The following is a 26,844-nucleotide window of genomic DNA, read 5'->3' as shown; positions in this document are numbered from 1 at the left end:
CTAGCCCTCCACAGGCGCAGGCGCCAGGACTTCGCGATTACCGTTGGTCTCCGCCGGACCGACGACGCCAATACGCTCCATTTCTTCCACCATCCGCGCCGCCCGGTTGTAACCGATCTTGAGCTTGCGCTGCACCCCGGAGATGGATGCGCGGCGACTCTCGACGACGTATTGCACCGCCTCGTCGAACAGCGGGTCCTGGTCTTCGACATCGCCGCCGCCCTTTGGCTCCGGGTCGATGCCCGGCAGGTGCTCGCCCGGCTCCTGCAGGATGGTCTCGATGTACTCGGGTGCGCCCTGCTGTTTCAGGAAGCTCACAACCCGGTGCACCTCGTGGTCGTCGACGAAGGCACCGTGCACCCGCTGCGGGATGCTGCCACCCGGGGGCAGGTAGAGCATGTCGCCGTGGCCCAGCAGGTGCTCGGCACCCATCTGGTCCAGCACCGTGCGCGAATCCACCCGCGCCGACACCTTGAAGGCCATGCGCGTGGGAATGTTGGCCTTGATGAGGCCGGTCAGCACGTCCACCGACGGCCGTTGGGTGGCCAGCAGCAGGTGGATGCCGGAGGCCCGCGCCTTCTGCGCCAGGCGGGCGATGAGCTCCTCCACCTTCTTGCCCACCACCATCATCATATCGGCGAGCTCGTCGATGATGACGACGATATAGGGCAGCTTGCCGAGCGTCGGGATCTCGGGCGCGCCGTCGTCGCCGAAGGCCGGCGCCATGTCGTCGGCGAGCTTGTACAGCGGGTCCGGGATGGGCGTGCCGGCATCGATGGCGTCCAGCACCTTGCGGTTGTAGCCGGCGATGTTGCGCACACCCAGGGCCGCCATCAGCTTGTAGCGGCGCTCCATCTCGCCGACGCACCAGCGCAGTGCGTTGGCCGCCTCCTTCATGTCCGTGACCACGGGGGTGAGCAGATGCGGGATGCCCTCGTAGACCGAGAGCTCGAGCATCTTCGGGTCCACCATGATGAGCCGCACCTCTTCGGCGCTGGACTTGTAGACCAGGCTCAGGATCATGGCGTTGATGGCCACCGACTTGCCCGAGCCGGTGGTGCCCGCGATCAGCGCATGGGGCATGCGGGCAAGATCGGCCACCACGGGTGCGCCGGCGATGTCCGTGCCCATGCCGATGGTCAGCGGCGACTTGGCCTCGCGGTAGGGCTGCGAGCCGAGCGTCTCGCTGAGATACACCATCTCGCGCTGGTCATTCGGTACCTCCAGGCCAATCACGGATTTGCCCGGGATCACCTCCACCACGCGCACGCTCACCTTCGACAGGGCGCGGGCGATGTCCTTGGCGAGGCCGGTGATCTTGCTCACCTTCACGCCCGGCGCCAGCGCCAGCTCGAACAGCGCCACCACGGGCCCGGGATGCACCGCCACCACCTCGGCGACGACGCCGAACTCCGCCAGGCGCGCCTCCAGCTCCCGCGACATGGTTTCCAGCTGCTCGGCGCTGACGGCGCGCTGGCTCTTGTGCGGCGGCTCCAGCAGTTCCAGCGGCGGGGGCTCGCCGGCCTCGCCGACGAGGTCCTGCGGCGGGCGCTGCCGGTCGTCGGCGGCCACCGGCTTGCCAGGCTTGCGCCCCGCCGCCGCGGGCCACTCCGGCGATGGCTTTGCCGGGGCGAACGGCGCGATCTCAGCGGCGGTGGCCGGCGTTGGCGCTGGTGCTGGCGCTGGCGTTGGCGTTGGTGCTGGCGTTGGCGTTGGCGTTAGCGTTGGTGCTGGCGTTGGCGTTGGCTCGTTGGCGACGAACGCGCTCAAGTCGGTCAGCGTCTCCGCCTCGACCTCATGCGCGGCGCGCGCGGGGCGCCGGGGCTGTGGCACCGGGTCGTCCGCCGGCGCCCGCGGTGGCGCCGGTAACGCCCGGCTCGCCGCGAGGGGCTCGACGGCGGCGTGCTCGGCGTCGGTTTCCATCTCGGTGTCGGCGGCGGCCCACCGCGGACGCAGTCGCGCCAACGATGGCCGTACCTGCGCCAGCGTGCGCAACCCGCGCACCGGCATCCGGAATAGCGCCAGGGTCAGTCCGCCCACGGCGTCCACCACGAACAGCGGGCTGATGCCCGTGGTGAGCAGAAATCCGACCAGGAACAGCGCGGTGAGGATGAGCGGACTGCCGGCGCTGCCGAATGCCCGCATGGCATAGTCGGTGACCAGCAGCCCCAAGCCGCCGCCGACGCCATTCGGCAGCTCCGGCATCGCCTGTGGACCGTAGAAGCTGGCGAGCGCCGCCCCCGCCGTCAGCAGGCAGAGGAAGCCGACCCAGCGCAGCACCAGCCAGTAGAGCTTGGTCTCCGGCTCCGGCGCGCGCTGGCGGAACACGAGGTAGGCGCTCCAGGCCACCATCGCCGGCAGCAGATAGGCGAAGACGCCGAACACGAACAACGTGAAGTCGGCGAAGACGGCGCCGATACGCCCGCCGGCGTTGGCCACCGATTCGCTCGCGCCGACGAATGACCAGCCCGGGTCCTGCGGCGAGTAGCTCGCCAGCGCCACCACCAGATACAGCGCCGCACAGATGAGGGTCCACATGGCACCCTCGCGCCAGGCGCGATCCAAATAATCTGCGAGCGTTAGCTGGTCTGCGCGGGTCGCCTGAGTCACAAAGCACACCTCATCCAACGAAATGACTTGGCAGATTGTACCCTTATCGCAGCTTCTTCGCGTGGTTTCCAGCGCCGCCGTCGGTGTCCGCGGGGCGCTGGCACCCGCGGCGATCAACCCCCGCCGCGTGGCGCCCGCGACCGACCGGCGCAGGCGCACGGTCGCTTCGCCCGCCCGGCGGCGTGGACGCACGCCGGCCAGGCTTGCCCGGCGACCTCAATCCCCCGACCCCGTCGCGTCCGTGTCCGACGCGAGCGCCCGCGCCAGGGGGCAGAGACGTTCGGCCGCCGCGTCGGCGGCGGCGCGGTGGCCATCCGCGTTCCAATGACCAAGACCGGGGCGACCGCCGGGAAAGCCATGCAGCAAGAGGCCATCGCGCTCGGCGCGCGCCGCCAGCGACGCCGGCAGATTCAGCACGGTCATGGCTTGGCGCTCGGCGACGGCCAGCAGACGGCGCACGGGATAGCCCAGATCCGGGACCTCGAGTGCGGCGGCGAAGGCCGCCGGCACCCGCGGGTCGGGATGCACCTGTACGCCCGTGCCGATGAGCATGAGCACCGGTGTCGCGCCGACGGCCCGGGTCTCATCGGCGAAGGCCGCGAGCATGGCCTCGGTGCGCCGCCAGGCATCATCCCAGGCGCTGTTGTCCGGCGGGCGATAAATGGCGTTGTCGACGCCCGGCTCCTGCGGCGCGGGGTCCGCCGGCGCGGACAGCCCCGTGGCTTGTCTGGCTGCGGGCGCGGCGGCGGGCGCCGCGGCCAGCGCGCGCAGACGCCCGGCGTCGCGCGCCTGGATCACGAGCTGGGCGATGCGCGAATGCTCCAGCAGCCATTGCAGCAGACGCCCGCGCAGGGCCGTCGCCGCGAGATAGGCCGGCCGGCGCCGGAAATCCGCGTCCTGCACCAACGCACCGCCCGTCTGCGCAGACGGGCGCAAGTACGGACGCATCGGCTCGGCATCGAGGACCGGCTGGTTCTCGGTGAGATCGTTACCGATGAAAAAGGCGAGCACGACGATGTCGGGATGAAAGGTGCGGGCATGGGCACGCCATGCCAACAGCGACTGCGCCGTGCTGTAGCCGCTGACGGCGAAGCTCAGCGCTTCCACCCGCAAAGGCAATGCACAAGCCTCGCCGTTGAGCCTGGCGGCCATGACTCGCCACCACGCTTGCGCCAGGGGCACCTGCACCGCTTCGGTGAAGGAATCTCCGAGCACCGCGATCCGCAGAGTGTCCGATGCCTTCGGCCGGGCATGATCCTCGTCGCGGAAGCCGAGCCCGTTGGTACGCACCAGCGCCTCCCCCTCGAAGCGCTGCCAGGCCTGCGCATGCGGCGGCGGTCGCCAGCCGAGCACCGGATCAGGGCGCTTGGCGATGGCCCAATAATAAGACTGACCGGCGAGGCGCAGCAGCCCTTCGGCCAACAGCAGTGCCGCCGCCGCCGCCGCGAGGGTGAGGCCGAGGCTGCCGATCCAGGCGTGCTTGTGCATCGTATCGGTGGGGAATCGCATGCGTAGCGGCGAGGCGTCCCGGCAGGTGCGATGCACCGCCGATGGCCGCGCAGTATAGCCATGTCGCGCGGCGCACTCAGCGCCGTATCTGGCACGTCATGTCAGCCGACGGCCGGGCCGGCCGGGCCGCCCGGGTGTTGCGCGCGGTGGGCGGCGGGGATGGTCGGCGGCGGTCGCTTTACCGACATCCTGGCGACGCGTAGCATCTATGGCACTTGGCGCCTTAATCGTGTGGGGCCGTGCGCCGTCGATACCTGGCCGCCGCCGAGCCCCGACTGGAGATGCATCATGAGCGAGACCAAACACTGCCGACTGCTGATCCTCGGCTCCGGCCCCGCCGGCTACAGCGCCGCCGTGTATGCGGCGCGCGCCAACCTGAGTCCGGTGCTGGTCACCGGCCTCGAACAGGGCGGCCAGCTGATGACCACCACCGACGTGGACAACTGGCCCGGCGACGCCGACGGCGTGCTCGGCCCGGACCTGATGGAGCGCATGCGCAAGCACGCGGAGCGCTTCGAGACCGAGCTCATTTTGGACCAGATCAGTGCCGTCGACCTGGGCAAGCGCCCCTTCGAGCTTACCGGAGACAGCGCCACCTACACCTGCGATGCGCTCATCATCGCCACCGGCGCCAGCGCCAAGTACCTGGGGCTGGCATCGGAGAAGGCCTACATGGGCCGCGGTGTGTCCGCCTGTGCCACCTGTGACGGCTTCTTCTACCGCGGCCAGAAAGTGGCAGTCATCGGCGGCGGCAATACGGCGGTGGAAGAGGCGTTGTATCTCTCCAACATCGCCGCCGAGGTGACCCTGGTGCACCGCCGCGACACGCTGCGGGCCGAGAAGATCCTGCAGCAGAAGTTATTCGACAAGGCCGAGAACGGCAATGTGCGCCTGGCCTGGAACCATGTGCTGGACGAGGTGCTGGGCGACCAGTCCGGCGTCACCGGCATCCGTATCAGGAACGTCAACGACGACACCACCGAAGCGCTCGATCTGCATGGCGTCTTCATCGCCATCGGCCACCAGCCGAACACCAAGATCTTCGAGGGCCAGCTCGACATGGAAGGCGGCTACATCAAGGTCAGGAGCGGCATCGACGGCAATGCCACCGCCACCTCCGTGCCCGGCGTGTTCGCCGCCGGCGACGTCATGGATCATGTCTACCGCCAGGCGGTGACCTCGGCGGGCACGGGCTGCATGGCGGCGCTTGATGCCGAGAAATATCTCGACCTGATGGCCCAGCAAACATAAGGCCGCCCGGCGCAGTGTGCTCGCCTGCGCCCGTCCAATCTCCGCAGCCAGCACCGGCCAGCCCATGAACCGCCACAATTTCCCCACCATTGCCATCGCAGTCTCGGTGCCGCTGTTGCTGATCGTCATCTTCGGCGGCGGCCCGGCGCCCGGCGAGACCCGGGTGCCGCTGCTGGCGCTGCTGCTGGCCAGCGAGCTCGGACTGATCATCAACGCGGTGGGGGCCTACTTCGGGCTCGCCGCGCTGCGTACACAGCCGCGCCCGCGCGGCGTATTGCTGCGGCTGGCGGCCAACCTGGTGCTGGCCCTGGATTTTGGCGCCAACCTGCTCGCTTACTGGCCGGGCTGAGACGGCCCCGGGCGGATGACACCTTTCCGATGTCGGCAATCGCCCATACCGTTGTCCTTTTAGGGCTACGCCTGGCCGGGCAGCTGAGACCGGCATCGGATGTATCGACTCACCACACTCGCCGCCATCGACGAGATTTCAGCCGCCGACTGGAACGCGCTGGCGGGAGACGATCTGCCGCACCTGCGGCACGAGTTCCTGGCCGCCATGGAGCACCACGGCTGTGTCGGCGAGCGCTTCGGCTGGCTGCCGCGACACCTGGTGCTGCGTGACGCGCAGGACCGGGCACTCGCCGCCGCGCCCTGCTATCTCAAGTTCAATTCCTACGGCGAGTTCGTCTTCGACTGGGCCTGGGCGGACGCCTACCAGCGCGCCGGCGCGCGCTACTACCCCAAGCTGGTGGTGGCCTCTCCCTACACGCCGGCCACGGGTCTGCGCATCCTCACCGGCGACAACCCGGCGCGCCCGGCATTGGCGACGGCGCTGCTGCAGGGCTCGGTGCAGGTGGCCGAGCGCTTGGGGGTGTCCGGCCTGCACTGGCTGTTCACCAGCGATGCCGAGGCGGCCTGGGCCCGTGAGCAGGGCCTGATGACCCGGCTCGGCTGCCAGTTCCACTGGCACAATCCGGGCTACGGGAGCTTCGACGACTTCATCGCCACCTTCTCGGCGGAAAAACGCAAGAAGGTCAAGCGCGAGCGCCGCCGCGTAGCCGAGTCGGGCATCCGCATCCGCCGCGTGCGCGGCGATGCGGTGACCCCCGATGAATGGCGTGTCTTCCACCGGCTCTACGAAGACACTTTCGATAAACGCGGCGGCCTGCCGACGCTGAGCCTGGGGTTCTTCGAGGAGATCGGGCGGACCATGGGCCAGCATCTGCTGCTGGTGCTCGCCGAGGAGGCCGGCCCGGCGGGCACGCGGATCGTCGCCGCCGCCTTCTGCCTGATGGGGGCCGACAGCCTCTACGGCCGCCACTGGGGCTGCTTCAAGGACTATCACAGCCTACACTTCGAGGCTTGCTACTATCAGGGGCTGGAGCACTGTATCGCGCACGGGCTCACGCGCTTCGAGCCCGGCGCCCAGGGCGAGCACAAGGTGGCCCGCGGCTTTCTGCCCACGCGCACCTGGTCCGCGCACTGGATTGCCGACCCGCGCTTTCGCCAGCCCATCGGCGCCTTCCTCGAGCACGAGATCGACGCCGTAGAGGACTATATCGACGAGATGCGCAGCCACAGCCCCTACAAGGACGGCGCGGCGCACGCCAACGGCAAGGGACCGGCGCAGGCTTGAGCCGAACGAGTCGTCATCTGCCCTATCTGTTGGCGCCCAACGACCCGAGCGCCGCATTTCCGGACGTGAGCGAAGCGCTGACGGACCCGGACGGTCTGCTGGCGGTGGGCGGCGACCTCAGCGTCGCGCGCTTGGTCAACGCCTACCGCCACGGCATCTTTCCCTGGTTCAGCGCCGGCGACCCCATCCTTTGGTGGTCGCCGGACCCGCGCACGGTCTTGCGTCCACAGGGGCTACGGGTCTCGCGCAGCCTGCGCAAGCTGCTCAGGCGACAACCCTTCAGCGTCACCCTCGACCGGGACTTCCCCGCCGTGATCAACGCCTGCGCCGCGCCCCGCGCCGATGGCGGTGACACCTGGCTGGTCCCGGAGATGATCAGCGCCTACCGGGCGCTGCACGTGCATGGAATCGCCCATTCCGTCGAAGTCTGGCAGGATGACACGCTCGTCGGCGGGCTGTATGGCGTCGCCATCGGCGCTATCTTCTTCGGTGAATCCATGTTCACCCGCGTCGACAACGCTTCCAAGGTGGCCCTTGTGCACCTCTGCCGCTTCCTCCACAGCCGGGGCTTTGCGCTCATCGACTGCCAGGTCCTCACCGGGCACCTGCTGAGCCCGGGCGCCGAGCAGATCCCGCGCGCCCAATGCGTGCGCCTGCTGGAGCAGTACCGTGACCAGCCGGCACCCCAGGTCTCCTGGGATAATGGCAACCGATCTGCCTGTTAGCGGCTGCTGGTACATTCGACGGCGGTGGCATCGCCCCTCGGCAACACGGAGCACGCAGATGGCCCTGGCTCAACAAGACCTGCAACAAATCGGCGAGTACGTCAAAGCGCATATCAGCGACTGGATCGCCGAGCAAAGCCTTGGCAAACCGACGGCGATATACGAGATCGAACTGCACGAGCGCATGGTGCGCGTGGAGGAAGAGCTCAAGCACCAACGCGAACTGATGCGCGAGGGCTTCGAGCAGGTCAACAAGCGCTTCGAGCAAGTCGACAAGCGCCTGGACCTCCTGAAGGCGGATATGGACAAGCGCTTCGAACAAGTCGACAAGCGCTTCGAACAAGTCGACAAGCGCTTCGAGCAAGTCGACAAGCGCCTGGATCTCATGAAGGCGGATATGGACAAGCGCTTCGAACAAGTCGACAAGCGCTTCGAGCAAGTCGACAGGCGCTTCGATGAAATGCTCAAGCGCCAAGATAAACACTTTTTGTGGCTCATCGGCTTCATCGTCACCGGCGTCGGCCTGGTGATCACCGCCATGCGCTACTTCCAGCCGCTAGCGCCGCCGGTCTGACCCGCCGTGAGCAACGCCTGCACCACACCCCGCGCCGATGGCGGTGACACCTGGCTGGTTCCGGAGATGATCGCTACCAGCCGGTCACTTAATGTGCGACATATCGCCACTTCCGTCGAAGTCTGGCAGGATGACACACTCGCCGGCGGGCTGTATGGCGTCGCCATCGGCGCTATCTTCTTCGGTGAATCCATCTTCACCCGCATCGACAACGCTTTCAAGGTGGCCCTTGTGCACCTCTGCCGCTTCCTCCACAGCCGGGGCTTTGCGCCCATCGACTGCCAGATCCTCACCGGACAGCTGCCGAGCCCGGGTGCAGAGCAGATCCCGCGCGCCCAATTCGCGCATCTGCCGGGGCAGTACCGTGACCAGCCGACACTCCAGGCCTCCCGGGACGCTGGCAGCATCGCCATCCCCGAGGGACCGCGAGCCGCCGATGTGGCGGCGGAGGTGGGGCATGCGCGATGACCGCCCCGCCCGCGGCGATCTGCAGCTCTACCTGACCGGCGAGCACGAATGCTCCTACATCGACGGCCTGCGCGCGCGCACCCTATTCGTCGATCCCCTCGCCAACATCGACGCCGCCCGCGCCGAGTGGCTACAACAGATCGGCTTCCGCCGCAGCGGTCAGCATTTCTACCGCCCCGCCTGCCGCGGCTGCCAACGCTGCGTACCGGTGCGGGTGCCCGTGACCGCCTTTACGCCGAACCGCTCCCAGCGCCGCAACGCCGTGCGCAACGATGCCGAGCTGCACATCGTCACCCGCCCGGCCAGCCTCGTGGCGGAGCACTACCAGCTCTACGAGCGCTACCTGCTGCATCGCCATCACGACGGCGATATGGCCGATGACGTCTCAGTGGAGACCTATGCGCGCTTCCTGCTGGCGCCATGGGGCGGCCACACCCGTTTTCTGGAGCTCCGCCGCGGCTCAGGCGATGACGCCCAACTGGTGGGTGTTGCCGTCACCGATTTCTTCAGCGATGGCCTCTCGGCGGTCTACACATTCTTCGACCCGGAAGAATCCCAACGCGCGCCGGGCACCTATGCGGTGCTCGCCCAGATTCGCGAAGCCCGTCGCCTGGGCCTGGAGTATGTCTACCTGGGCTACTGGATCGGTGAGAGCCGCAAGATGGCCTACAAGGACGGCTTCCGGCCCATCGAGGCCTGGGACGGACGCGGGTGGCGACGCTACGGCAAGGGGGAGATCATCCGCTGCTAGCGTGCCGGCAGATGCTTTGCCAAGGCGACGTGATATTGCATCGTGGATGGTCGGCATGGGGGCAGCTGGAAAAGCCGAGTGTGATATGATGGTGGGCTTACGTGGTGTGGCCCGTAAGACGACTGGCAACACCCTCCCAACTTCCAAACAGCGCGAGTGGCGGCGACGCGGCCGCGGAGCCGGAACCGAAGCACCCATCCAAATCCATGGCAAAAGAAGACGTTATCACGATGGAAGGTGTGGTCATGGAGACCCTGCCCAATACCATGTTCCGCGTGGAGCTTGAGAATGGCCACGTCGTAACCGCTCATATCTCTGGCAAGATGCGCAAGCACTACATCCGCATCCTCACCGGCGATAAGGTGACGGTGGAGCTGACCCCCTACGATCTGAGCAAAGGGCGGATCACGTACCGCGCACGCTGAGCGTCGCTGGCACTGAGGCCGGAACGCGCCGGCCACCGTGCAGTAGGCGCACAAAGGGACGCTCCGTCGTCCCGTGATTTGGCTGCTAGGCCGTCGCTTTCTCGGTTTCGTAGCTGAAGATGAGGTCGTCATCCGGCCCCAGCTTGACCGTTACGGTACCACCGTCGGCGAGCTCTCCAAACAGCAGCTCATTGGCCAGCGGCTTCTTGATGTGATTTTGGATGACCCGCGCCATCGGGCGTGCGCCCATCTTCGGGTCATAACCCTTCTCTGCCAGCCAGGCCTTGGCATCCGGGTCCACCACCAGGGCGACTTTCTTCTCGGCCAGCTGCTGTTCCAGCTCGAAGATGAATTTCTCGACGACACTGGCGATGGTGGTCTGATCCAGCGCGTCGAACTGCACCACGGCATCGAGTCGGTTGCGGAATTCCGGCGTGAAGTATTGTTTGAGTGCTTCCAGGGCGTCGGTGGAGTGGTCCTGCTCGGTGAAGCCGATGGAGCGGCGGCTGGTCTCCTCGGCGCCGGCGTTGGTGGTCATCACCAGCACCACGTTGCGGAAATCCGCCTTGCGCCCGTTGTTATCCGTGAGCGAGCCGTGATCCATCACCTGCAGCAGTAGGTTGAACACATCCGGGTGCGCCTTCTCGATCTCATCGAGCAGCAGCACCGAGTGCGGGTGCTTGGTGATCTCTTCGGTCAGCAGCCCGCCCTGATCGAAGCCGACATAGCCGGGCGGTGCACCGATGAGGCGCGAGACCGTGTGCCGCTCCATGTACTCGGACATGTCGAAGCGGATCAGCTCCATGCTGAGAATACGCGCCAGCTGGCGGGTGACTTCGGTCTTGCCGACGCCGGTGGGGCCGGTGAACAGGAACGAGCCGATGGGCTTCTCCTCGTTGCCGAGGCCGGAGCGGTTCATGCGAATGGCGGCGGTGAGCGCATCGATGGCCTCGTTCTGGCCGTACACGACCATTTTCAGGTCACGATCGAGGTTGCGCAGGGATTCGGTGTCGGACGTGGACACCTTTTTCGGGGGGATGCGGGCGATCTTGGCGACGATCGCTTCCACATCGCCCACGTCGATGCGCTTCTTGCGCTTGGCCGCCGGGCGCAGCTGAACGTTGGCGCCGGCCTCGTCGATGACGTCGATGGCCTTGTCGGGCAAGTGACGGTCGTTGATGTACTTGGCCGAGAGCTCCGCCGCCGCCCGCAGGGCCGGGTTGGTGTAGCTGACCTGGTGATGCTCCTCGAAGCGCTTCTTCAGGCCCTTCAGGATCTCGAAGGTCTCCTCCACCGTCGGCTCATGCACGTCGATCTTCTGGAAGCGCCGGGTCAGGGCCCGGTCCTTCTCGAAGATGCCGCGAAACTCCTGATAAGTGGTGGAGCCGATACAACGCAGCTCACCGGAGGCCAGCACCGGCTTGATGAGGTTGGAGGCGTCCATGACGCCGCCGGATGCGGCGCCGGCGCCGATGATGGTATGGATCTCATCGATGAAGAGGATGGCATGGGGCCGGCGCCTCAGCTCGGCGAGCACGGCCTTGAGGCGCTTTTCGAAATCGCCCCGGTACTTGGTGCCGGCCACCAGGGAGCCCAGGTCCAGCGCGTAGATGACTGCATCGCCGAGCACATCGGGCACGTCGCCGTCGATGATCTTCTTTGCGAGCCCCTCGGCGATGGCGGTCTTGCCGACGCCGGCCTCGCCCACCAGCAACGGGTTGTTCTTGCGTCGCCGACAGAGGATCTGCGCGGTGCGCTCCACCTCGCCGCTGCGACCGATGAGCGGGTCGATACGGCCCTGGCGGGCGAGCTCGTTCAGGTTGGTGGCGAAGTTGTCAAGGGCACTGGATGATTCCTTTTCCTCTGCGCGCGGCTCCTCGGCTTCGGCCTGGGTGTCGTCGTCCTGCTCCTCGCCCGGCACCTTCGAGATGCCGTGGGAGATGTAGTTGACCACGTCGAGCCGGGAGACGTCCTGCTGATTCAGCAGGTAGACCGCCTGGCTGTCCTGCTCGCTGAAGAGGGCCACCAGCACATTGGCGCCCGTGACTTCCTTCTTGCCAGCGGACTGGACATGGAAGACGGCGCGCTGCAGGACCCGCTGGAAGCCGAGTGTCGGCTGGGTCTCGCGGGCGTCGCCCTCCGCGATCAGGGGTGTGGTCTCGTCGATGAAGGTGGCGATGTCCTTGCGCAGCTTATCGGCATCGGCGCCGCAGGCGCGCAGGACTTTGGCCGCCGTGGGGTTGTCCAGCAGACAGAGCAGCAGATGCTCGACGGTCATGTACTCGTGCCGCTTCTCGCGCGCTTCCTTGAAAGCGTGGTTCAGAGTGAATTCGAGCTCTTTACTCAACATGTTCTGGACCCTGGATAGCGTTGGGAGCAAGAAAAGGATACCGGAAGCCCGGTGGTACAGCAGGACGTGGCGACGATGGGGCTTCGATGAGTGCGCGCGCGCCGTCGCCCGCCATACGGACCCCCGTGCGAGCCCTCGGCACCAAGGCGGATCGCGGGGCTGGTGGCGGCCGCGCGGATGGATGGACAGCTGAGGCTCACGCTTCCTCCATGGTGCACAGCAGCGGATGGTGGTTCTCGCGACTGAAGTCGTTGACTTGGTTCACTTTGGTCTCGGCGATATCACGGGTGAAGACGCCGCAGACGCCCACCCCCCGCGTGTGCACATGCAGCATCACCTGGGTGGCTTTCTCGCGGTTCATGCGAAAGAATGTCTCCAAGACGTGGACGACAAACTCCATCGGCGTGTAGTCGTCGTTGACCAGCAAGACTTTAAACAAGGGTGGGCGCTTCAGCGCTGGCTTGGACTCCTGGACGACGAGACCCGAGTCCTGGTCTTCGTTTGGATTCCACTCGCTCATGACTTCGGTTTGGCGCGACAGACTGTGGGGTGGTGGTTGGGTGGGCTCGCGCCCTTCCAAGTTGTGAGGGCTCGACAACAGAAAATACAGCCCCCATACGCCGCCGTCTACGCCCGTACATGCGTGCATCGGCACCCATCTTGGACACACGGCACCCTGAGCCACGGGTCAGCGCCGGGTTGGCAATCACGCCGATTGACCATGTGAATCAGCAGACTATACTTCGGGGATACGGTGACCGGCGGGCGGTGCAGGCCGCACCCTGGCACCCGGCGATGTGCGATCGGTCCAGACTTGCACTCGCCGACAACAACGATGCGACCACCACCCACCAATCGAACCGCGCGACAGCGGTCGAGCACCGGAGGAGATCCCGCCATGATGACAGGCGTCGTTAAGTGGTTTAACAATGCCAAGGGCTACGGATTCGTCAAGCCTGACAACCGCGAGGAGGATGTCTTCGTGCACTTCTCGTCCATCGAAATGGACGGATACAAGACGCTCAAAGAGGGCCAGAAAGTCGCGTTCGAGGTGAGCCAGGGGCCGAAGGGGCTCCACGCCGCCAAAGTACAGCGCGCGTACTGACCGGCCGGCGCGCGCGCCGTCGGCGCCCGCGCCGATCCTACATGTTGTCGATGACGGCCGCGCCGAAGCCCGAGCAGCTCACCTTGACGGCACCCTCCATCAGTCGCTCGAGGTCGTAGGTGACGGTCTTAGCCGAGATCGACCCCTCGATGCCCTTGATCACCAAGTCCGCCGCCTCGGTCCAGCCCAGGTGGCGCAGCAGCATCTCCCCCGAGAGCAGCAGCGAGCTCGGGTTCACCTGGTCTTTGCCGGCATATTTGGGTGCCGTGCCATGGGTGGCCTCGAACATGGCGACGGTATCGGACAGGTTGGCGCCCGGCGCCATGCCGATGCCGCCCACCTGCGCCGCCAGCGCATCAGAGATGTAGTCCCCGTTCAGGTTCAGGGTGGCGATGACGTCGTATTCCTTCGGGCGTAACAGGATCTGCTGCAGGAAAGCATCTGCGATGACGTCTTTGACGGTGATCTCGGTGCCGGTGCGCGGGTTCTTGAAGCTGCACCAGGGCCCGGCACCGATCTCCTCGGCGCCGAATTCGTCCTTGGCGAGCTGATAACCCCATTCCTTGAAGGCGCCCTCGGTGAATTTCATGATGTTGCCCTTGTGCACCAGGGTCACCGAGGGCCGGTCGTTATCGATGGCGTACTGGATCGCCTTGCGCACCAGGCGCTTGGTGCCTTCGCTGGAGACCGGCTTCACGCCGATACCTGAGGTTTCCGGGAAACGGATCTTGGTGACGCCCATCTCCTGTTGCAGGAATTCGATGATCTTTTTGGCCTCCGGCGAGCCGCTTTGCCACTCGATGCCGGCGTAGATATCCTCGGAATTCTCGCGGAAGATCACCATGTCCGTATCCTGCGGGTGCACCAGCGGGCTTGGTGTGCCGGCGAAATAGCGCACCGGCCGCAGGCAGACATAGAGATCCAGTTGCTGGCGCAATGTGACATTCAGTGAGCGAATACCGCCGCCCACGGGGGTGGTCAGCGGCCCCTTGATGGACACCACGAAGTCCTTCACCGCCTCCAGCGTCTCGTCCGGCAGCCAGACATCCTCACCATACACGCGCGTGGATTTCTCGCCGGCGTAGATTTCCATCCAGGCGATGCTGCGCTCGCCGCCGTAGGCCTTGGCGACCGCGGCGTCGAGCACGTCCTTCATCACCGGCGTGATGTCGATACCAATACCGTCGCCCTCGATGTACGGGATGATGGGTCGACTGGGTACCTGCAGGCGGTGGTCGGCGTCGACGCTGATGCGCTCGCCATCGGTGGGAATCTGGATGTGTTGGTAGGCCATGCTGCAAGTCCTCGGAAGGGGCGCCGCCGGTGGCGGCGATGTTGGTTGGGAAGCGCAAGGATGGAACGCGGCGGACCGCCCCGATGGTAACACCCGAGCCGCCGACACTGCCGCCACGATGTCCCGCCCGATTCTGCCCGGTTCTGCTCGGCAAGTCCGCCGGTGTGCTGGGCCGATGCTCTGCCCCGCGCGAGGCGTTCTGCGGCGCCCGCCCGATCAGGCGATGGGTGGACGCGCCGGGTCGGCGAGCAAACGCCGCACCACCACGCCCGCCAGTGTCAGCCCGAACAGCGCCGGCATGTAGCTGATGGTGCCGTTCACAGCCCGGTCGCGGCCGCGGCCGGTGGGCTGCGGCGGCAGCGGCGGCAGCGGGCGCTCATCGGACCAGACCGCCTGCACACCGCGCGTGTGGCCAAGACGGCGCAGGCGCTTGCGCACTTCCCGCGCCAGGGCGCACTCGCGGGTTTCCATCAGGTCCGTGACCTGAATACGGGTGGGGTCCAGGCGCCCGCCGGCGCCCATGCTGGCGCTCACGGGAATCCCCGCATCGAGTGCCGCGGCCAGCAGGGCGACCTTGCTGCTGAGGCTGTCGATGGCATCCGCGATCTGATCGAAGGCGCCTTCGCTCACCAGCGTGGGCAGGGCATCGACGGACAAAAATTCGTCCCGGATGGTCACCGCGCAGTGCGGGTTGATGTCCGCAATGCGCGCCGCGATCACCGCTGCCTTCTGTGCACCCAGGGTGCTGTGCAGCGCGCAGAGCTGGCGATTGAGGTTGGACGGCGCCACGACGTCGAAATCGGCGATGGTGAGCCGGCCGATGCCCGCGCGCGCCAGGGCTTCTGCGGCGAAGGAGCCGACGCCGCCGAGCCCGGCCAGCAGCACATGGGCCGCCGCGAGGCGCTCACAGCCGGCGGCGCCGATGAGGATCGCCGTGCGCTCACCGATGGGGCTGGCGGCGCTCATGCGGTTGCGGGCGCCGGGAGAGCGAGCACCGCCCGGGCGTTGGCGGTGGTGACCGCCGCCACCGCGGCCGGGTCGGCCTGACGCACGTCGGCGAGGGCCATGAGCACCTCCGGCAGGTATGCGGGGCTGTTGCGCTCGTAGCGGTGGGAGGCGACGGTCAGGTCCGGCGCATCCGTCTCCAGCACCAGGGCCGCGCTGGGGAGCGCGGCCGCGAGCCTGCGCAGCTTGGACGAGCGCCGAAAGGTGAGCATGCCGCCGAAGCCGAGCTTGAAGCCCAGGTCCAGATAGGCCCGCGCCTGCTCCGGGCTGCCGTTGAAGGCGTGCGCGATGCCCCCCGGCACGCCGGCCCGCCGGAGCAGCCCGAGCATGGTGTCGTGGGCCTTGCGCACGTGCAGCAGCACCGGCAGCCCGGCCTGCGCGGCGATGGCGAGTTGGGCGGCACAGTGGTCGCGCTGGCGCTCGCGGGCCGCGGCGTCCGTCTCCTGCGCAAAATCGAGGCCGATCTCGCCGACGGCCAGTGGTCGCGCCGCGGCGAGGGCGGCTTCCAGCGCCGCCAGATCCGCATGCCGATGGCGGAGCATGAACACCGGGTGCATGCCAAGCGCGGGGTGCAGCATGGTCTCGCGGGCACAGAGCGCGAGCAGCTTCGGCCAGCCGGCGCGGTCGATGGCCGGCACCACGATGTCGCGCACGCCCTGCGCCCGGCACTGCGCGAGCACACGGTCGCGATCGACATCGAAATCGGCGACATCGAGGTGGCAGTGGGTATCGATCAGGTGCATGGTCGAGGGATGGCGCGCGGCACTGAAACGGACGGCACAGGCGGGCAACCGGCGCCTCCGGGCGAGCGCATGGTCACCAGCGACCGGCCCGGCGCCGTGGGCTGCGGCAAGCCGGCGGTGCAGGAGCGGGCCGGTGAGACGCCGGCGGGTGTCCCGCCCGGCGTGAGTATCCGCTGCGACACGCGGGGGGCCGACCGCCGCCGCCGGCGGATCGACGCGGATCGTGCGCGCGGCACCTCAGGGGGCGTCGCCCGTGGCGGCCGTGGCGTTGCGCATCGCTGCCCTAATCTCGCCAACCAAGCGCCGCATGGCCGCATCCGCCGGCACCGCCTGACCCATGAGCCAATCGTGGATGATCTGGTCCTGGTAGCCCAGCAGACGCACGAAGTCGGCGCGGCCGGCGGCATCCAGTGCGGGGAAGCCCGTCTCCAGGAAGCGATTCAGCAGCAGATCGAGCTCCAGCATGCCGCGGCGACACTGCCAGCGCAGCCGCGCCGCTTCTCGGCCGGCCTCCTGCGTAGGCATGGCCTGGGTCTCGGGCGGGTCCATGCGGCGGTTCATGGTGCGGGGGGTCAGATGGACTTCTCGAGCATGAGGTCTTTGATCTTGCCGATGGCGCGGGTGGGGTTCAAGCCCTTGGGGCAGACCTCGACACAGTTCATGATGGTGTGGCAGCGGAAGAGCTTGTAAGGCCCCTCCAGCGCGTCCAGACGCTCTTCGGTGGCCTGGTCACGGCTGTCGGCGAGGAAACGCCAGGATGCCAGCAGCGCCTGGGGTCCGTGGAATTTCTCGGGGTTCCACCAAAACGACGGACAGGCGGTGGAGCAGGCGCCGCACATGATGCACTCGTAGAGTCCGTCGAGCTTGTCGCGATCCTCGGGCGACTGGCGGATTTCCTGCTCAGGCAGCGGCTCTTTGCGAATGAGGTAGGGCTGCACGCTGCGGTACTGCTCGTAGAACTGGGTCATGTCCACGACCAGATCGCGGATCACCGGGCGGCCCGGCAGCGGGCGCACCTGGATCGGCCGCTTCAGCGCCGACACCGGCGTGATGCAGGCGAGCTTGTTGCTGCCGTTGACGTTCATGCCGTCGGAGCCGCACACCCCCTCGCCGCAGGAGTGCCGAAAGGCGAAGGTCTCGTCCTGCTCTTTGATGGCCAACAGGGCCTCGCGCAGCATCATGCCCGGCTGCTCTTCGACCTCGTAGGTCTGCATACGGGGCTGCTGATCCTGCTCGGGGTGGTAACGGTATACGCTGATTTGCATGGTTCGAGTATCGCGTTGGGAATCTCGAGCATCGAGGTGGGTCACGCGGTGGCTGCTACGCCGCGACCCGCGCGCCTCGACCCTCGATAGGTCTTGATCAGTAAACCCGCGCCTTCGGCGGAAAGCTCTCCACCGTCAGCGGTTTGGTGCGAACGGGCTTGTAGTCCATGCGGTCGCCGTCGCGGGCGTAGAGGCTGTGCTTCATCCACTGCTCGTCATCGCGCTCCGGGTGGTCGACGCGGGAGTGCGCACCGCGGCTCTCTTGGCGATGGAATGCCGACATCAGCGTCGCCATGCCCACGTCCACCAGGTTGTCGAGCTCCAGTGCTTCGATGCGGGCGGTGTTGAAGGTGCGGCTCTGGTCCTTGAGACGCACATGCTCCACACGCTCGCGCAGGGCCTTCAGCTTGTCGACGCCCGCGGCCATGGTGGCGTCGTCGCGGAACACGCCGCAATGGTCTTCCATGAGCTTGCGCAAATCCGCCTTCACCGCCGCGACGGACTCGCCCTCGCCGGTGCGGTCCCAGCGTCCCAGGCGGGTCAGCGCCGGCTCGATGTCGGTATCGCGTATCGGGCGGTGGTGTGGATGCTCGGCGACGTACGCCAGGATATCCGTGCCGGCGGCGCGACCGAACACGAGGATGTCCAACAGCGAATTGCCACCGAGTCGGTTGGCGCCGTGCACCGAGACACAGGCGCATTCACCGGCGGCGTAGAGGCCGGGAACCACTTCTTCGGGTCCGTGGCGCGCCGGCGCGACCACCCGCGCGAAGCGATCCGTCGGGATGCCGCCCATAGCGTAGTGCGCCGTCGGGAACACCGGGATGGCCTGCTCGGCCGGGTCCAGGCCCAGGAATACGCGGCAGATGTCGGTGATGCCGGGCAGACGGCGGTGGACGACGTCGGCGCCCAGGTGATCCAGGCGCAGCATGACGTGGTCCTTGTTCGGCCCGCAGCCACGGCCTTCGCGGATCTCCGTGACCATGGAACGGGCGACGACGTCGCGACTCGCCAGATCCAGCGCCCGCGGTGCGTAGCGCTCCATGAACCGCTCGCCGTCGCCGTTGATGAGATAGCCGCCCTCGCCGCGGGCACCCTCGGTGATGAGCATGCCCTTGCCGGCGACGCCGGTGGGATGGAACTGATAGAACTCCATGTCCATCAGCGGCACGCCGGCGCGCAGCGCCATGGCCATGCCGTCACCGGTGTTGATGAAGGCGTTGGTGGTGGTGCGGAACACCTGCCCGTGGCCGCCGGTGGCGAGCAGGGTCGCCTTGGCCTCGATGACCAGGGGCTCGCCGGTTTCGATTTCCAGCACCAGGGCGCCCAGGATGGCGCCCTCCTCGTCCCGGATCAGGTCGATGGCGAAATACTCATCGAAAAAGTGCGTGCGTGCGCGCACGTTTTGCTGGTAGAGCGTGTGCAGGATGGCATGGCCCGTGCGGTCCGCCGCCGCGCAGGTGCGCGCCGCCTGGTCGCCGCCGAAATTCTGGCTCTGCCCGCCGAAGGCGCGCTGATAGATGCGCCCGTCGTCGATGCGCGAGAAGGGCACGCCGGCGTGCTCCAGCTCATAGACGGTGGGGATGGCCTCCCGGCACATGTACTCGATGGCATCCTGATCGCCGAGGTAGTCCGAGCCCTTGACGGTGTCGAACATGTGCCAATGCCAGTCGTCCGGCAGCACGTTGGCGAGCGCCGCGTTCACCCCGCCCTGGGCGGCGACGGTGTGCGAGCGCGTCGGGAAGACCTTGGACACCACGGCCACGCGCAGGTCGGCGCTCGCCAGGCGCAGGGCCGCGTTGAGTCCGGCGCCGCCGGCGCCGATGATGAGGGCATCGAATCTGCGATGGGGAATGGACATAGTCACCTCCCGGCGTTGTTATTGGAGTGCGCGGGCGGCGATGATGGCCTGCGCCACCCACAGCCCGGAGGCGAGGAATACGAAGCCCACCAGGGTCATCGCCACCGCCCGCAGGGCGATGGGCTTCATGTAGTCCATGAACACGTCCCGGATGCCCACCCAGGCATGCGCCAGAAGCAGCGGAATGAACACCAGCAGCCCCAGCGCCACCCAGGGGCTCGCTGCCCAGGCGGCCAGCTGCGCATGGCCCGATGGCGGCGCCAGCATGAAGTACAGCGCCAGATAGCCGCCGAAAACCCCGAGATAGACCGCGCTCGCCCGCTGCACGAACCAGGCCTTGAGACCGGACGCGCGCCGGCTCACAGCAGCATCCCCCCGGCCACCAGGATCGTCAGCGCCAGCGCCGCGGTCAGCGCCGTCCAGGCGGTGCCCCGCGCCGTCGAGCGGTCCACACCCAGTCCTAAGTCGATCATCAGGTAGCGAATGCCGGCGATGAGGTGATGCAGCAGTGCCCAGGCCATCACCAGCAGCCCGAGCTGCACCAGCGGATGGCCGAGGAAGGCCGCCGACGCAGCGAAGCCCGCCGGGCTGGCCAATGCCTGGGCAAAGAGCCAGGCGAAGACGGGGATGGACAGCACCATCAGCACGCCGCTGACGCGGTGCAGGATGGACACCACCGCCGGAATCGGCAGATGGATGCGCCAGAGCTCCAGAAAGACAGGTCGATGTGTTGTCATTATCTCCTCAGCAGTGCGATGGCCAGTGAGACGACCGTCTCAAGGTGGTCTGACCGCGCTGCGCGCGGTTCGTTTTCTTTGTCCCTGCGGGCACGGACTGACCGGCGTCTTTGGTTTGTGCCGAGCCGGGCGACAGAGGCACGCAGCCCCCAACGCCATTTGTGCACCGCAGCATCGTATCGATGCCGTCACCGTGCCGCAAGCACCTGTGCCCAATAGTCAGCATCTCAGGCGTCGATACTGACCCATGAGCGCAATAGGGTATTGGCGGCGATCGGTGGTGAGCCGCGCCGCAGCCGCAGCGTGCGGGCGATGCCGCGGCGGCGTGCATTATCCTCAATCGGCGCTCGGGCAGCCGCTGCGGAGCACGCAATCGGCGCACAGCGGCCGTCGCGCGCGGCAGAGATCCTTGGCGTGGCGGACGATGAGCGCGTGATACTCGTTGAACAAGGCCGCGTCAGCGCCGAGTGCCCGCTCGAAGCGCGCGCGGATAGCCTCATAATCCTCGCCGCCGCCGAGGACGCCGAGACGCCCGAAGAGCCGGCGGGTATAGGCATCGACCACGAAGACCGGCCGCGCGAAGGCATACAGCAGGATGTCGTCCGCCGTTTCCGGGCCGACGCCGTGCATGCCGAGCAGTCGCCTTCGCAGCGCGTCCGTCGCCTCGGCGGCGAGGGCCGCTTCGCCGCCCGCCGCCAGCAGCGCCGTGCAGAAGGCCCGCAAACGCGCCGCCTTGACATTGAAATAGCCCACGGGCCGCAGCAGCGCGGCGAGCTCGACCTCGGGTAGGGATAACAACGCCTGTGGGGTCAGCGTGGTCCGCGCGGCGAGTTGTGCGAGGGCCTTCTCGACATTCGTCCAGGCGGTGTTTTGGGTGAGGATGGCGCCAACCATGACCTCGAATCGCGTTTCGGCCGGCCACCAGCGCTGGCGGCCATGGGCCTCGAGTAGGCTGGCGAACACCCAGCGCAGCAGGCCGACGGTGTCCATCGGCGTCCGCCGGGCCGCGGTGAGCATCTCGGCCGGCGCGGGGTCGATGCACGCAGCCATAGCCGGGCCCCGCTGCGAAGCGGTGGCGTCGTCATCGCCGCAGCGACCGGCCACGCCTCAGACCTGCTCGCCCTTCGGCACCACCACGATGCCGTCCGGCGAGACCTCGAAACGCGCTTCGTCGGCGGCGCGATCGAAGCCGATGCGCTCGCCGGGGTGAATGACCACGTCTTTGTCGCAAATGCAGCGACGCAGTTGTGCGCCCTCGCCCACCTTGACGCCTTCGAACAGGATCGCCTCATCGACGATGGCGCCGTCGTTCACCTCCACCAGCGGAAAGAGCACAGAGTGACTCACGCCGCCGCCGCGGATGACCGTGCCCGCGGCGAGCATGGAATTGACGAAGATGCCCTCATTGCCCGATGTGGCCCCGGGCACCGTGCGCGCGGGCGGGTACTGGCCCTGGTAGGTGAGAATATTCCAGTCCGGCTGATAGAGATCGAGCTGCGGCTGCGCCTCCAGCAGGGCCATGTTGGCGCGGAAATAGGCATCGGTGGAGCCGAGATCGCTCCAGTAGCGGTCCGGCGTCACGCGCCCGCGCTCGCCGCCGAAGCGATAGGCACACACCCGCTCGCGTGCCAGCAACGACGGTAGCAGGCGGATGGCGAGGTCGGCGCCGGCGCCGGGCGGCGAAGCCGAGTCGACCGCGGACGTGCTGCCCGCTTCGGCATCGGCGAGGGCGTCCAGCTCGGCGAGCAACAGGGCCTTGTCGACCAGATAGGCGCCCATGGGGGCATCGAAGGTGATGTCCGGATCGACCTCCGGGCACGGCGTCAGGCCCTGAATGCAATCGGCATCGTCGCAATGCAGCGCCACGGCGCCGCCGGCCACCGCCGCACCCGCCGGGCGCACGGCACAGGTCACCGCAGCCGCTCGCTCGCGGTGGGCGCGGATGAGCTCCGCGTAGTCCATGCGGTAGACCAGACCGCCGTCGAGCAGGAGCACGTGCTCGGCGCCGGAGCGCTCGATCAGGTAGCGGTTTTGCCTCAGCGCATCGAGCACACCACCGTACCAGTCGTGGCCGGTGCGCATCTGCGGCGGCACGGCCGTGATGAACTCGCCGAGCTCGGCATTGAACACCGACCAGGCGTCGCGCAGGTGCTTGTGCAGCGAATGCGACTTGTATTGCGTCAGCACCAACACCTGACGCAGCCCGGAGTGCAGGCAGTTGGCCAGCGTGAAGTCGATGACACGGTACTTGCCCGCGAAGGGCACCGCGGCTTTCGTGCGCTGTTGGGTGAGCGGTGCGGGTGCACCGCGCTCGATGGCGAAGACGAAGGTCAGAGTCGCGCTGGGCATGATATTCGCTGGTGCGGGGCGCGCGCCGGTGCGCCGGGTGGAGTCGGCGGCAGGGCCCGAGGATGGGCACAATGCTCGGGCCCGGCACCGTGGGTGACGATGGGCATCGGCTCACCGGTGCCGTGCGACGCGGATGCGTCAGCCGGCGGCGGCGCGCACGTCCGTCCCCACTGCCATCGACAGCCCCACCAGGCCACCCTCGCCGTTGATGATACTGAGCGCATTGTAAACCAGCGAGCCGGTGCCCGCCGCCAATGCCAGCAGCAGCACCAGGCGATGCAACAGGGTGGAAAGCCGATGCCGCCGCCACCGGCGCCGCCGCTGGGCGCGTCGCCGGGGTGACTGCAGATACTCGGGTGTTGCCATGGGCGACCTGCCTGGGCGTGATGCCGGTGGCGTGGATAGCGGCCCGGACATCAGCCGCCGCTCACCCGGCCTTGGCCATCCGCCGCTCCTGCATGAGTGCAGTCGGCTGCGACGACAACGGCTGCAGGAGCAGCGAGCGTCCGGTCATCTGTGCCGGCACCGGCAGTCCCATCAGCGCCAGCACCGATGGCGCCACATCCGCCAGGGTGCCACTGGGCGCAAGCAGCCAGCGTTGCTGATCCACCACCAGCAGGGGCACAGGATGGGTGGTGTGCTGGGTGTGCGGCTCGTCCGTTTCGGGGTCCGTCATCAGATCGCAGTTGCCGTGATCGGCGGTGAGCAGCACCGCGTAGCCGGCGGCCACGGCGGCATCCAGCACCCGTCCGACCTGGGTATCCACCGCTTCCATGGCGCGCACCGCGGCCAGCATGTCGCCGGTATGGCCCACCATATCGCCATTGGCGAAATTGACCACGACGAAGCCGTAGTCGCCGCTATCGATGGCCGCCACCACCGCGTCCGCCACCTGCGACGCGCTCATCTCGGGCTTCAAGTCGTAGGTGCGCACCGATGGTGAGGGGATCAGCCGGTGGGTCTCGCCCGCCGCCGGTGTCTCGATACCGCCGTTGAAGAAGAAGGTCACATGCGCGTACTTTTCTGTTTCGGCGCAATGGAACTGACGCAGGCCCAGGCTGCTCAGGTAGCGGTTCAGCGCCACCGCCGGCGCTTCCGGCGTGAAGGCGAAGGGCAGGCCCAGCGCCTTGTCATACTCCATCATGCAGGTGATGGCCGCCCTCGGCGCGCCGCCGCGATCGAAGCCGTCGAACTCGGCCAGCGCCAGGGCGGCGGCGATCTGCCGCGGCCGGTCCTTGCGGAAGTTGAACAGCACCAGCGGGTCATCGGGCGCCATGCCCTGGTAGCCATGGATGACGCTGGGGTGGATGAATTCATCGGCCTCGCCGGCGGCATAGGCGGCGTTGATGGCGCCGCGGGCGTCGGCTGCTCCACGGCCCTTGCCGAGCACGATTGCACGCCAGGCGCGCTCGGTGCGCTCCCATCGGCGATCGCGATCCATGGCGTAGTAGCGACCGCTCACCGTGGCAAAGCCGCCGCCGGCGTCCTGTAGAGCCTGCTCCAGCTCACTCAGCTCGTTGAGGGCGGATTTCGGCGCGGTGTCGCGGCCATCGGTGATCATGTGCAGCAGCGGCTTGGCGCCGCGGCGCCGGCACAGCTCGATGAGTGCCATCAGGTGTCGGCTGTGGGAATGGACGCCGCCATCGGACACCAGCCCGAGCAGATGCAGCGGCCGCCGGGCGGCCCTGGCGGCGTCGGCGGCGGCGATGAGCGCGGCATTGTCGTAGAAGCGCTCGTCGGCGATGGCGTCGTCGATGAGCACGAGATCCTGGCGCACGGTACAGCCGCTGCCGAGCGTCATGTGGCCCACCTCGGAATTGCCCATCTGCCCGTCCGGCAGGCCCACGCCACCGCCGGAGGCATTGAGCATGGTGAAGGAGTAACGGTGGAAGTATTCATCCAGACGCGGGGTGTGCGCCTGGGCCACGGCATTGTTGAGCTTGCTGGGGTTGACGCCGACGCCGTCCAGGATCACCAGCACCACGGGTTTCGCCGGATCGGTGCCCGCGGGCTTCGGCGCTGCATCGGACTGACTCATGGGTTTCTCCGCTGAGGTTTGCGGTGGCCGGGTGTGCTTGGGCCCGGACGCGCAAGATCCGTGCCTTAAAACCCCCCGCGCCCCGCCGCCGGCAATGGCGGCATGACCTGCGGTCGCCTGGCCGCCGGCCCGGCGCCAGGTTGCACCCTCTCGGTGCATCGCGCGCGCTGCTTGGGCGGAAGGCGCCGGCGAAGCTGTCAGCCACCGTTGGCACGGCAGGCGGCGCTAGCGTCGCGGTCGTTGCCGTGGCCAACAGGATAGCCACAATGCGCGCAAACGCAGCCTATGGCTTTCTGCCATGGATATGGTGCAAATCGCCGCTTCGGGTCACGCCGAAAGGCCCCGGCGGCGGCGCGCACCGCCGTGGCCGCGCCCGCGTGTGCCGGCGGTCCCTCAGGCGCGCGTCGCCGCCGCCTGCAGCATGATGGTCTTCATATCCGCCACGGCGGCGGCGAGGCCCGAGAAGATGGCCCGTGCGATGATGGCGTGGCCGATGTTGAGCTCGCGCACGCCGGGGATGGCGGCGACGGCCGCGGTGTTGTGATAGTCGAGCCCGTGCCCGGCATTCACCTGCAGCCCGAGGGTGCGCCCGTGCGCCACCGCACGGGCGATGCGCGCGAGCTCGTCGCGCCGGGCCGCAGGCGATGTCGCATCGGCGTAGCGGCCGGTATGGAGCTCGACCACCGGCGCGCCCACCGCCGCCGCGGCATCGAGCTGCGCGGGGTCCGGATCGATGAACAGCGATACCCGCACGCCGGCTTCGGCCAGCATGGCGCAGTAGTCGTTGAGCGCCGCGCGGTGATCGGCCACGTCCAGTCCGCCTTCGGTGGTCAGCTCGGCCCGGCGCTCGGGCACCAGGCAGCAGTCCGCCGGCTGCAGCCGGCTTGCGATGCGGCCCATTTCGGCGGTTGCGGCCATCTCCAGGTTCATGCGCGAGTGCAGGATGTCCCGCAGCAGCTCCACATCCCGCTCCTGGATGTGGCGGCGATCCTCGCGCAGGTGCAGGGTGATGGCGTCGGCCCCCGCCTGCTCGGCCACCAGGGCGGCTTGGATGGGCTCCGGATAGCGGGTGCCGCGGGCCTCACGCAGCGTCGCCACGTGGTCGATATTGACGCCGAGGAGAATGGGTGCACCGGCGGATTCGGACATGGTGGATTGGCTCCGTGCAATGGTTTCGGGTAGCGACGAGCGCATCAGCGCCGCCGGTGCCGGGCCGCGAACAGGGCTCGGCTCAGCAGCGGCTTCTCCCCGAGGTGGGGCGCCAGCAGCCGGCGCAACAGATCACGGGCCTCACGCGCCGCGGCGCCGGCGAGTGTCGTGCCGTTGTGCAGCGCCAACAGCGTCGCCCCGCTGACGGCATCGGCCGCATCCGCCACGACCGCCTGCACGGGCCCGCGCTCGGGGTCGCAAACATAACGCAGGTGCGGCTGTACCGCGGCGCCGCTCTCGGCATCACGGTCCAGCCGCGGGCGATAACCGAGCTGCTCGAGCAGGGTCAGCTCGAAGCGGCGCAGGGGGGCGCCGGCGCCATCCGCCGCGGCCAACTCCGTCAGTACACGCTGGTAGGCCCCGAACAGCACCTCATCGGGCTCGGCGCGGCCGAGCAGCCGCAGCAGCAGCTCGTTGACGTAGAAGCCGCAATAGATGGCGTCGCCCAGCAGGGTCGCGGCGCGACCGGCGGGCTCCGCGCGGGTCAGCGTGCCGACCTCGCCACGCCCGCTCCAGGTGATGAGCAGGGGCGCGAAGGGCTGCAGCAGCGCCGCCTGGCTGCCACCCGCCCGGCGCCCGCGGCGTGCGCCTTTGGCCACCAGGGGCAAGCGCCCGCGACCCGCCGTGAAAACCTCCAACAGCAGACTGGTGTCGCCGTAATCCCGGCGATGCAGTACATAGGCCGCTTGCAGCTGATCGCGACTCATCGCACAACGACCCTGCCCCGCCCAACCCATGGCACCCGGGACACGCATGCGGCCCGCCATTGCTGCGAGCCGACCGGGCGCCGACGCGGCCACGCGCCCGATGCGAGGTTGCAGGCCACCCGGCGCCGCCCCATGGATGGATTGGCACCGCGCGGCACTAGGAGGCTGTCCGACTTATCGGGCCGCAGGCCGGGTACAATAGGTCCGGGTTCACGCAGACGCGAGTGTGCAG

27 protein-coding genes are annotated in these 26,844 nt (G+C 67.8%); 9 read left to right on the top strand and 18 right to left on the bottom strand.

Annotation, left to right across the window (positions count from 1 at the left end; genetic code table 11):
* Both QZ588_RS11475 and QZ588_RS11470 read right to left on the bottom strand, forming a co-directional pair.
* Positions 1-2,610 carry a DNA translocase FtsK gene (locus QZ588_RS11475; protein ID WP_295542835.1) on the bottom strand — a complete coding sequence of 870 codons (2,610 nt, stop codon included), beginning with the start codon at positions 2,608-2,610 and terminating at the stop codon, positions 1-3.
* Positions 2,611-2,826: 216 nt separating this feature from the next.
* Complete coding sequence (locus QZ588_RS11470; protein ID WP_295542833.1) at positions 2,827-4,119, bottom strand: SGNH/GDSL hydrolase family protein; 1,293 nt, start codon at positions 4,117-4,119, stop codon at positions 2,827-2,829.
* A gap of 288 nt (positions 4,120-4,407) precedes the next feature.
* Between QZ588_RS11470 and trxB the strand changes: the two genes are divergently transcribed.
* The 8 genes from trxB (at position 4,408) to infA (ending at position 9,949) form a co-directional block, all read left to right on the top strand.
* Entirely contained in the window at positions 4,408-5,370 is a 963-nt protein-coding gene (trxB, locus tag QZ588_RS11465) for a thioredoxin-disulfide reductase (RefSeq protein ID WP_295542832.1), read from the top strand.
* Positions 5,371-5,434: 64 nt separating this feature from the next.
* Positions 5,435-5,719, top strand: a complete 285-nt coding sequence (locus QZ588_RS11460; protein ID WP_295542830.1) for a hypothetical protein — start codon at positions 5,435-5,437, stop codon at positions 5,717-5,719.
* Positions 5,720-5,818: 99 nt separating this feature from the next.
* On the top strand, positions 5,819-7,006 hold the full coding sequence (locus tag QZ588_RS11455; protein WP_295542828.1) for a GNAT family N-acetyltransferase: 1,188 nt from the start codon (positions 5,819-5,821) through the stop codon (positions 7,004-7,006).
* A complete protein-coding gene (gene aat, locus QZ588_RS11450; protein WP_366929559.1) occupies positions 7,003-7,731 on the top strand; it encodes a leucyl/phenylalanyl-tRNA--protein transferase in 729 nt (242 codons plus the stop codon). Before QZ588_RS11455 ends, aat begins: the two co-directional genes overlap by 4 nt.
* A gap of 58 nt (positions 7,732-7,789) precedes the next feature.
* Positions 7,790-8,305: a hypothetical protein gene (locus tag QZ588_RS11445; RefSeq protein ID WP_295542826.1), complete on the top strand. Its 516-nt coding sequence runs from the start codon at positions 7,790-7,792 to the stop codon at positions 8,303-8,305.
* 6 nt (positions 8,306-8,311) lie between these two features.
* Complete coding sequence (locus tag QZ588_RS11440; protein WP_295542824.1) at positions 8,312-8,773, top strand: leucyl/phenylalanyl-tRNA--protein transferase; 462 nt, start codon at positions 8,312-8,314, stop codon at positions 8,771-8,773.
* Positions 8,763-9,524 (top strand): arginyltransferase, encoded by a 762-nt coding sequence (locus QZ588_RS11435; RefSeq protein ID WP_295542822.1) that lies wholly within the window; start codon positions 8,763-8,765, stop codon positions 9,522-9,524. Before QZ588_RS11440 ends, QZ588_RS11435 begins: the two co-directional genes overlap by 11 nt.
* A gap of 206 nt (positions 9,525-9,730) precedes the next feature.
* The gene (gene infA / locus QZ588_RS11430) at positions 9,731-9,949 is read left to right on the top strand and encodes a translation initiation factor IF-1 (protein WP_295542820.1); all 219 of its coding nucleotides are present in this window, start codon (positions 9,731-9,733) and stop codon (positions 9,947-9,949) included.
* A gap of 85 nt (positions 9,950-10,034) precedes the next feature.
* Here infA and clpA read toward each other — a convergent pair whose 3' ends face one another.
* Together clpA and clpS are read right to left on the bottom strand one after the other, a co-directional pair.
* Positions 10,035-12,299, bottom strand: coding sequence for an ATP-dependent Clp protease ATP-binding subunit ClpA (gene clpA, locus QZ588_RS11425; RefSeq protein WP_295542818.1), 2,265 nt, complete (start codon positions 12,297-12,299; stop codon positions 10,035-10,037).
* A gap of 196 nt (positions 12,300-12,495) precedes the next feature.
* Positions 12,496-12,819 (bottom strand): ATP-dependent Clp protease adapter ClpS, encoded by a 324-nt coding sequence (clpS, locus tag QZ588_RS11420; RefSeq protein ID WP_200234067.1) that lies wholly within the window; start codon positions 12,817-12,819, stop codon positions 12,496-12,498.
* 378 nt (positions 12,820-13,197) lie between these two features.
* Here clpS and cspD point away from each other — a divergent pair, with 378 nt between their 5' ends.
* Positions 13,198-13,404 (top strand): cold shock domain-containing protein CspD, encoded by a 207-nt coding sequence (gene cspD / locus QZ588_RS11415; protein WP_295542814.1) that lies wholly within the window; start codon positions 13,198-13,200, stop codon positions 13,402-13,404.
* A gap of 37 nt (positions 13,405-13,441) precedes the next feature.
* Here cspD and icd read toward each other — a convergent pair whose 3' ends face one another.
* The 14 genes from icd to recO all read right to left on the bottom strand — a co-directional run bounded on the left by icd (position 13,442) and on the right by recO (position 26,612).
* On the bottom strand, positions 13,442-14,698 hold the full coding sequence (icd, locus tag QZ588_RS11410) for an NADP-dependent isocitrate dehydrogenase (protein WP_295542812.1): 1,257 nt from the start codon (positions 14,696-14,698) through the stop codon (positions 13,442-13,444).
* A 216-nt stretch (positions 14,699-14,914) separates the two neighbouring features.
* A complete protein-coding gene (locus tag QZ588_RS11405) occupies positions 14,915-15,664 on the bottom strand; it encodes a tRNA threonylcarbamoyladenosine dehydratase (protein WP_295542810.1) in 750 nt (249 codons plus the stop codon).
* Positions 15,661-16,446, bottom strand: coding sequence for a TatD family hydrolase (locus QZ588_RS11400; RefSeq protein WP_295542809.1), 786 nt, complete (start codon positions 16,444-16,446; stop codon positions 15,661-15,663). The genes QZ588_RS11405 and QZ588_RS11400 overlap by 4 nt, the downstream gene beginning before the upstream one ends.
* Before the next feature lie 237 nt (positions 16,447-16,683).
* Positions 16,684-16,971 carry a succinate dehydrogenase assembly factor 2 gene (locus QZ588_RS11395; protein WP_295542807.1) on the bottom strand — a complete coding sequence of 96 codons (288 nt, stop codon included), beginning with the start codon at positions 16,969-16,971 and terminating at the stop codon, positions 16,684-16,686.
* A 47-nt stretch (positions 16,972-17,018) separates the two neighbouring features.
* Entirely contained in the window at positions 17,019-17,711 is a 693-nt protein-coding gene (locus tag QZ588_RS11390; RefSeq protein ID WP_295542805.1) for a succinate dehydrogenase iron-sulfur subunit, read from the bottom strand.
* 97 nt (positions 17,712-17,808) lie between these two features.
* Positions 17,809-19,572, bottom strand: a complete 1,764-nt coding sequence (gene sdhA, locus QZ588_RS11385; protein ID WP_295542803.1) for a succinate dehydrogenase flavoprotein subunit — start codon at positions 19,570-19,572, stop codon at positions 17,809-17,811.
* A gap of 18 nt (positions 19,573-19,590) precedes the next feature.
* Positions 19,591-19,935, bottom strand: coding sequence for a succinate dehydrogenase, hydrophobic membrane anchor protein (sdhD, locus tag QZ588_RS11380; protein ID WP_295542801.1), 345 nt, complete (start codon positions 19,933-19,935; stop codon positions 19,591-19,593).
* Entirely contained in the window at positions 19,932-20,309 is a 378-nt protein-coding gene (sdhC, locus tag QZ588_RS11375) for a succinate dehydrogenase, cytochrome b556 subunit (RefSeq protein WP_295542800.1), read from the bottom strand. The genes sdhD and sdhC overlap by 4 nt, the downstream gene beginning before the upstream one ends.
* A 336-nt stretch (positions 20,310-20,645) precedes the next feature.
* Positions 20,646-21,299, bottom strand: a complete 654-nt coding sequence (locus QZ588_RS11370) for an endonuclease (RefSeq protein ID WP_295542869.1) — start codon at positions 21,297-21,299, stop codon at positions 20,646-20,648.
* 117 nt (positions 21,300-21,416) lie between these two features.
* Positions 21,417-22,658 (bottom strand): glucose-1-phosphate adenylyltransferase family protein, encoded by a 1,242-nt coding sequence (locus QZ588_RS11365; protein ID WP_295542798.1) that lies wholly within the window; start codon positions 22,656-22,658, stop codon positions 21,417-21,419.
* A gap of 138 nt (positions 22,659-22,796) precedes the next feature.
* Entirely contained in the window at positions 22,797-23,024 is a 228-nt protein-coding gene (locus QZ588_RS11360; protein WP_295542796.1) for a hypothetical protein, read from the bottom strand.
* A gap of 61 nt (positions 23,025-23,085) precedes the next feature.
* Entirely contained in the window at positions 23,086-24,696 is a 1,611-nt protein-coding gene (gene gpmI, locus QZ588_RS11355) for a 2,3-bisphosphoglycerate-independent phosphoglycerate mutase (RefSeq protein ID WP_295542794.1), read from the bottom strand.
* Positions 24,697-25,089: 393 nt separating this feature from the next.
* Entirely contained in the window at positions 25,090-25,845 is a 756-nt protein-coding gene (pdxJ, locus tag QZ588_RS11350; RefSeq protein ID WP_295542792.1) for a pyridoxine 5'-phosphate synthase, read from the bottom strand.
* A 44-nt stretch (positions 25,846-25,889) separates the two neighbouring features.
* Positions 25,890-26,612 (bottom strand): DNA repair protein RecO, encoded by a 723-nt coding sequence (gene recO, locus QZ588_RS11345; protein WP_295542791.1) that lies wholly within the window; start codon positions 26,610-26,612, stop codon positions 25,890-25,892.
* Between the last annotated feature and the right edge of the window lie 232 nt (positions 26,613-26,844).

The organism is uncultured Thiohalocapsa sp. (assembly GCF_913062725.1).
Taxonomy (GTDB): domain Bacteria; phylum Pseudomonadota; class Gammaproteobacteria; order Chromatiales; family Chromatiaceae; genus Thiohalocapsa.
The sequence above is the reverse complement of the archived record's forward strand: the minus strand, read 5'-3'. Positions and strand labels throughout refer to the sequence as shown.

What these genes read in the sequence shown, in the direction of transcription:
- QZ588_RS11470 (WP_295542833.1), bottom strand. Translation starts at nt 4,119, where the DNA reads ATGCGATTCCCCACCGATACGATGCACAAGCACGCCTGGATCGGCAGC.
- trxB (WP_295542832.1), top strand. Translation starts at nt 4,408, where the DNA reads ATGAGCGAGACCAAACACTGCCGACTGCTGATCCTCGGCTCCGGCCCC.
- QZ588_RS11460 (WP_295542830.1), top strand. Translation starts at nt 5,435, where the DNA reads ATGAACCGCCACAATTTCCCCACCATTGCCATCGCAGTCTCGGTGCCG.
- QZ588_RS11455 (WP_295542828.1), top strand. Translation starts at nt 5,819, where the DNA reads ATGTATCGACTCACCACACTCGCCGCCATCGACGAGATTTCAGCCGCC.
- QZ588_RS11445 (WP_295542826.1), top strand. Translation starts at nt 7,790, where the DNA reads ATGGCCCTGGCTCAACAAGACCTGCAACAAATCGGCGAGTACGTCAAA.
- QZ588_RS11435 (WP_295542822.1), top strand. Translation starts at nt 8,763, where the DNA reads ATGCGCGATGACCGCCCCGCCCGCGGCGATCTGCAGCTCTACCTGACC.
- infA (WP_295542820.1), top strand. Translation starts at nt 9,731, where the DNA reads ATGGCAAAAGAAGACGTTATCACGATGGAAGGTGTGGTCATGGAGACC.
- clpA (WP_295542818.1), bottom strand. Translation starts at nt 12,299, where the DNA reads ATGTTGAGTAAAGAGCTCGAATTCACTCTGAACCACGCTTTCAAGGAA.
- clpS (WP_200234067.1), bottom strand. Translation starts at nt 12,819, where the DNA reads ATGAGCGAGTGGAATCCAAACGAAGACCAGGACTCGGGTCTCGTCGTC.
- cspD (WP_295542814.1), top strand. Translation starts at nt 13,198, where the DNA reads ATGATGACAGGCGTCGTTAAGTGGTTTAACAATGCCAAGGGCTACGGA.
- icd (WP_295542812.1), bottom strand. Translation starts at nt 14,698, where the DNA reads ATGGCCTACCAACACATCCAGATTCCCACCGATGGCGAGCGCATCAGC.
- QZ588_RS11405 (WP_295542810.1), bottom strand. Translation starts at nt 15,664, where the DNA reads ATGAGCGCCGCCAGCCCCATCGGTGAGCGCACGGCGATCCTCATCGGC.
- QZ588_RS11400 (WP_295542809.1), bottom strand. Translation starts at nt 16,446, where the DNA reads ATGCACCTGATCGATACCCACTGCCACCTCGATGTCGCCGATTTCGAT.
- QZ588_RS11395 (WP_295542807.1), bottom strand. Translation starts at nt 16,971, where the DNA reads ATGCCTACGCAGGAGGCCGGCCGAGAAGCGGCGCGGCTGCGCTGGCAG.
- QZ588_RS11390 (WP_295542805.1), bottom strand. Translation starts at nt 17,711, where the DNA reads ATGCAAATCAGCGTATACCGTTACCACCCCGAGCAGGATCAGCAGCCC.
- sdhA (WP_295542803.1), bottom strand. Translation starts at nt 19,572, where the DNA reads ATGTCCATTCCCCATCGCAGATTCGATGCCCTCATCATCGGCGCCGGC.
- sdhC (WP_295542800.1), bottom strand. Translation starts at nt 20,309, where the DNA reads ATGACAACACATCGACCTGTCTTTCTGGAGCTCTGGCGCATCCATCTG.
- QZ588_RS11370 (WP_295542869.1), bottom strand. Translation starts at nt 21,299, where the DNA reads ATGGACACCGTCGGCCTGCTGCGCTGGGTGTTCGCCAGCCTACTCGAG.
- QZ588_RS11365 (WP_295542798.1), bottom strand. Translation starts at nt 22,658, where the DNA reads ATGCCCAGCGCGACTCTGACCTTCGTCTTCGCCATCGAGCGCGGTGCA.
- QZ588_RS11360 (WP_295542796.1), bottom strand. Translation starts at nt 23,024, where the DNA reads ATGGCAACACCCGAGTATCTGCAGTCACCCCGGCGACGCGCCCAGCGG.
- gpmI (WP_295542794.1), bottom strand. Translation starts at nt 24,696, where the DNA reads ATGAGTCAGTCCGATGCAGCGCCGAAGCCCGCGGGCACCGATCCGGCG.
- pdxJ (WP_295542792.1), bottom strand. Translation starts at nt 25,845, where the DNA reads ATGTCCGAATCCGCCGGTGCACCCATTCTCCTCGGCGTCAATATCGAC.
- recO (WP_295542791.1), bottom strand. Translation starts at nt 26,612, where the DNA reads ATGAGTCGCGATCAGCTGCAAGCGGCCTATGTACTGCATCGCCGGGAT.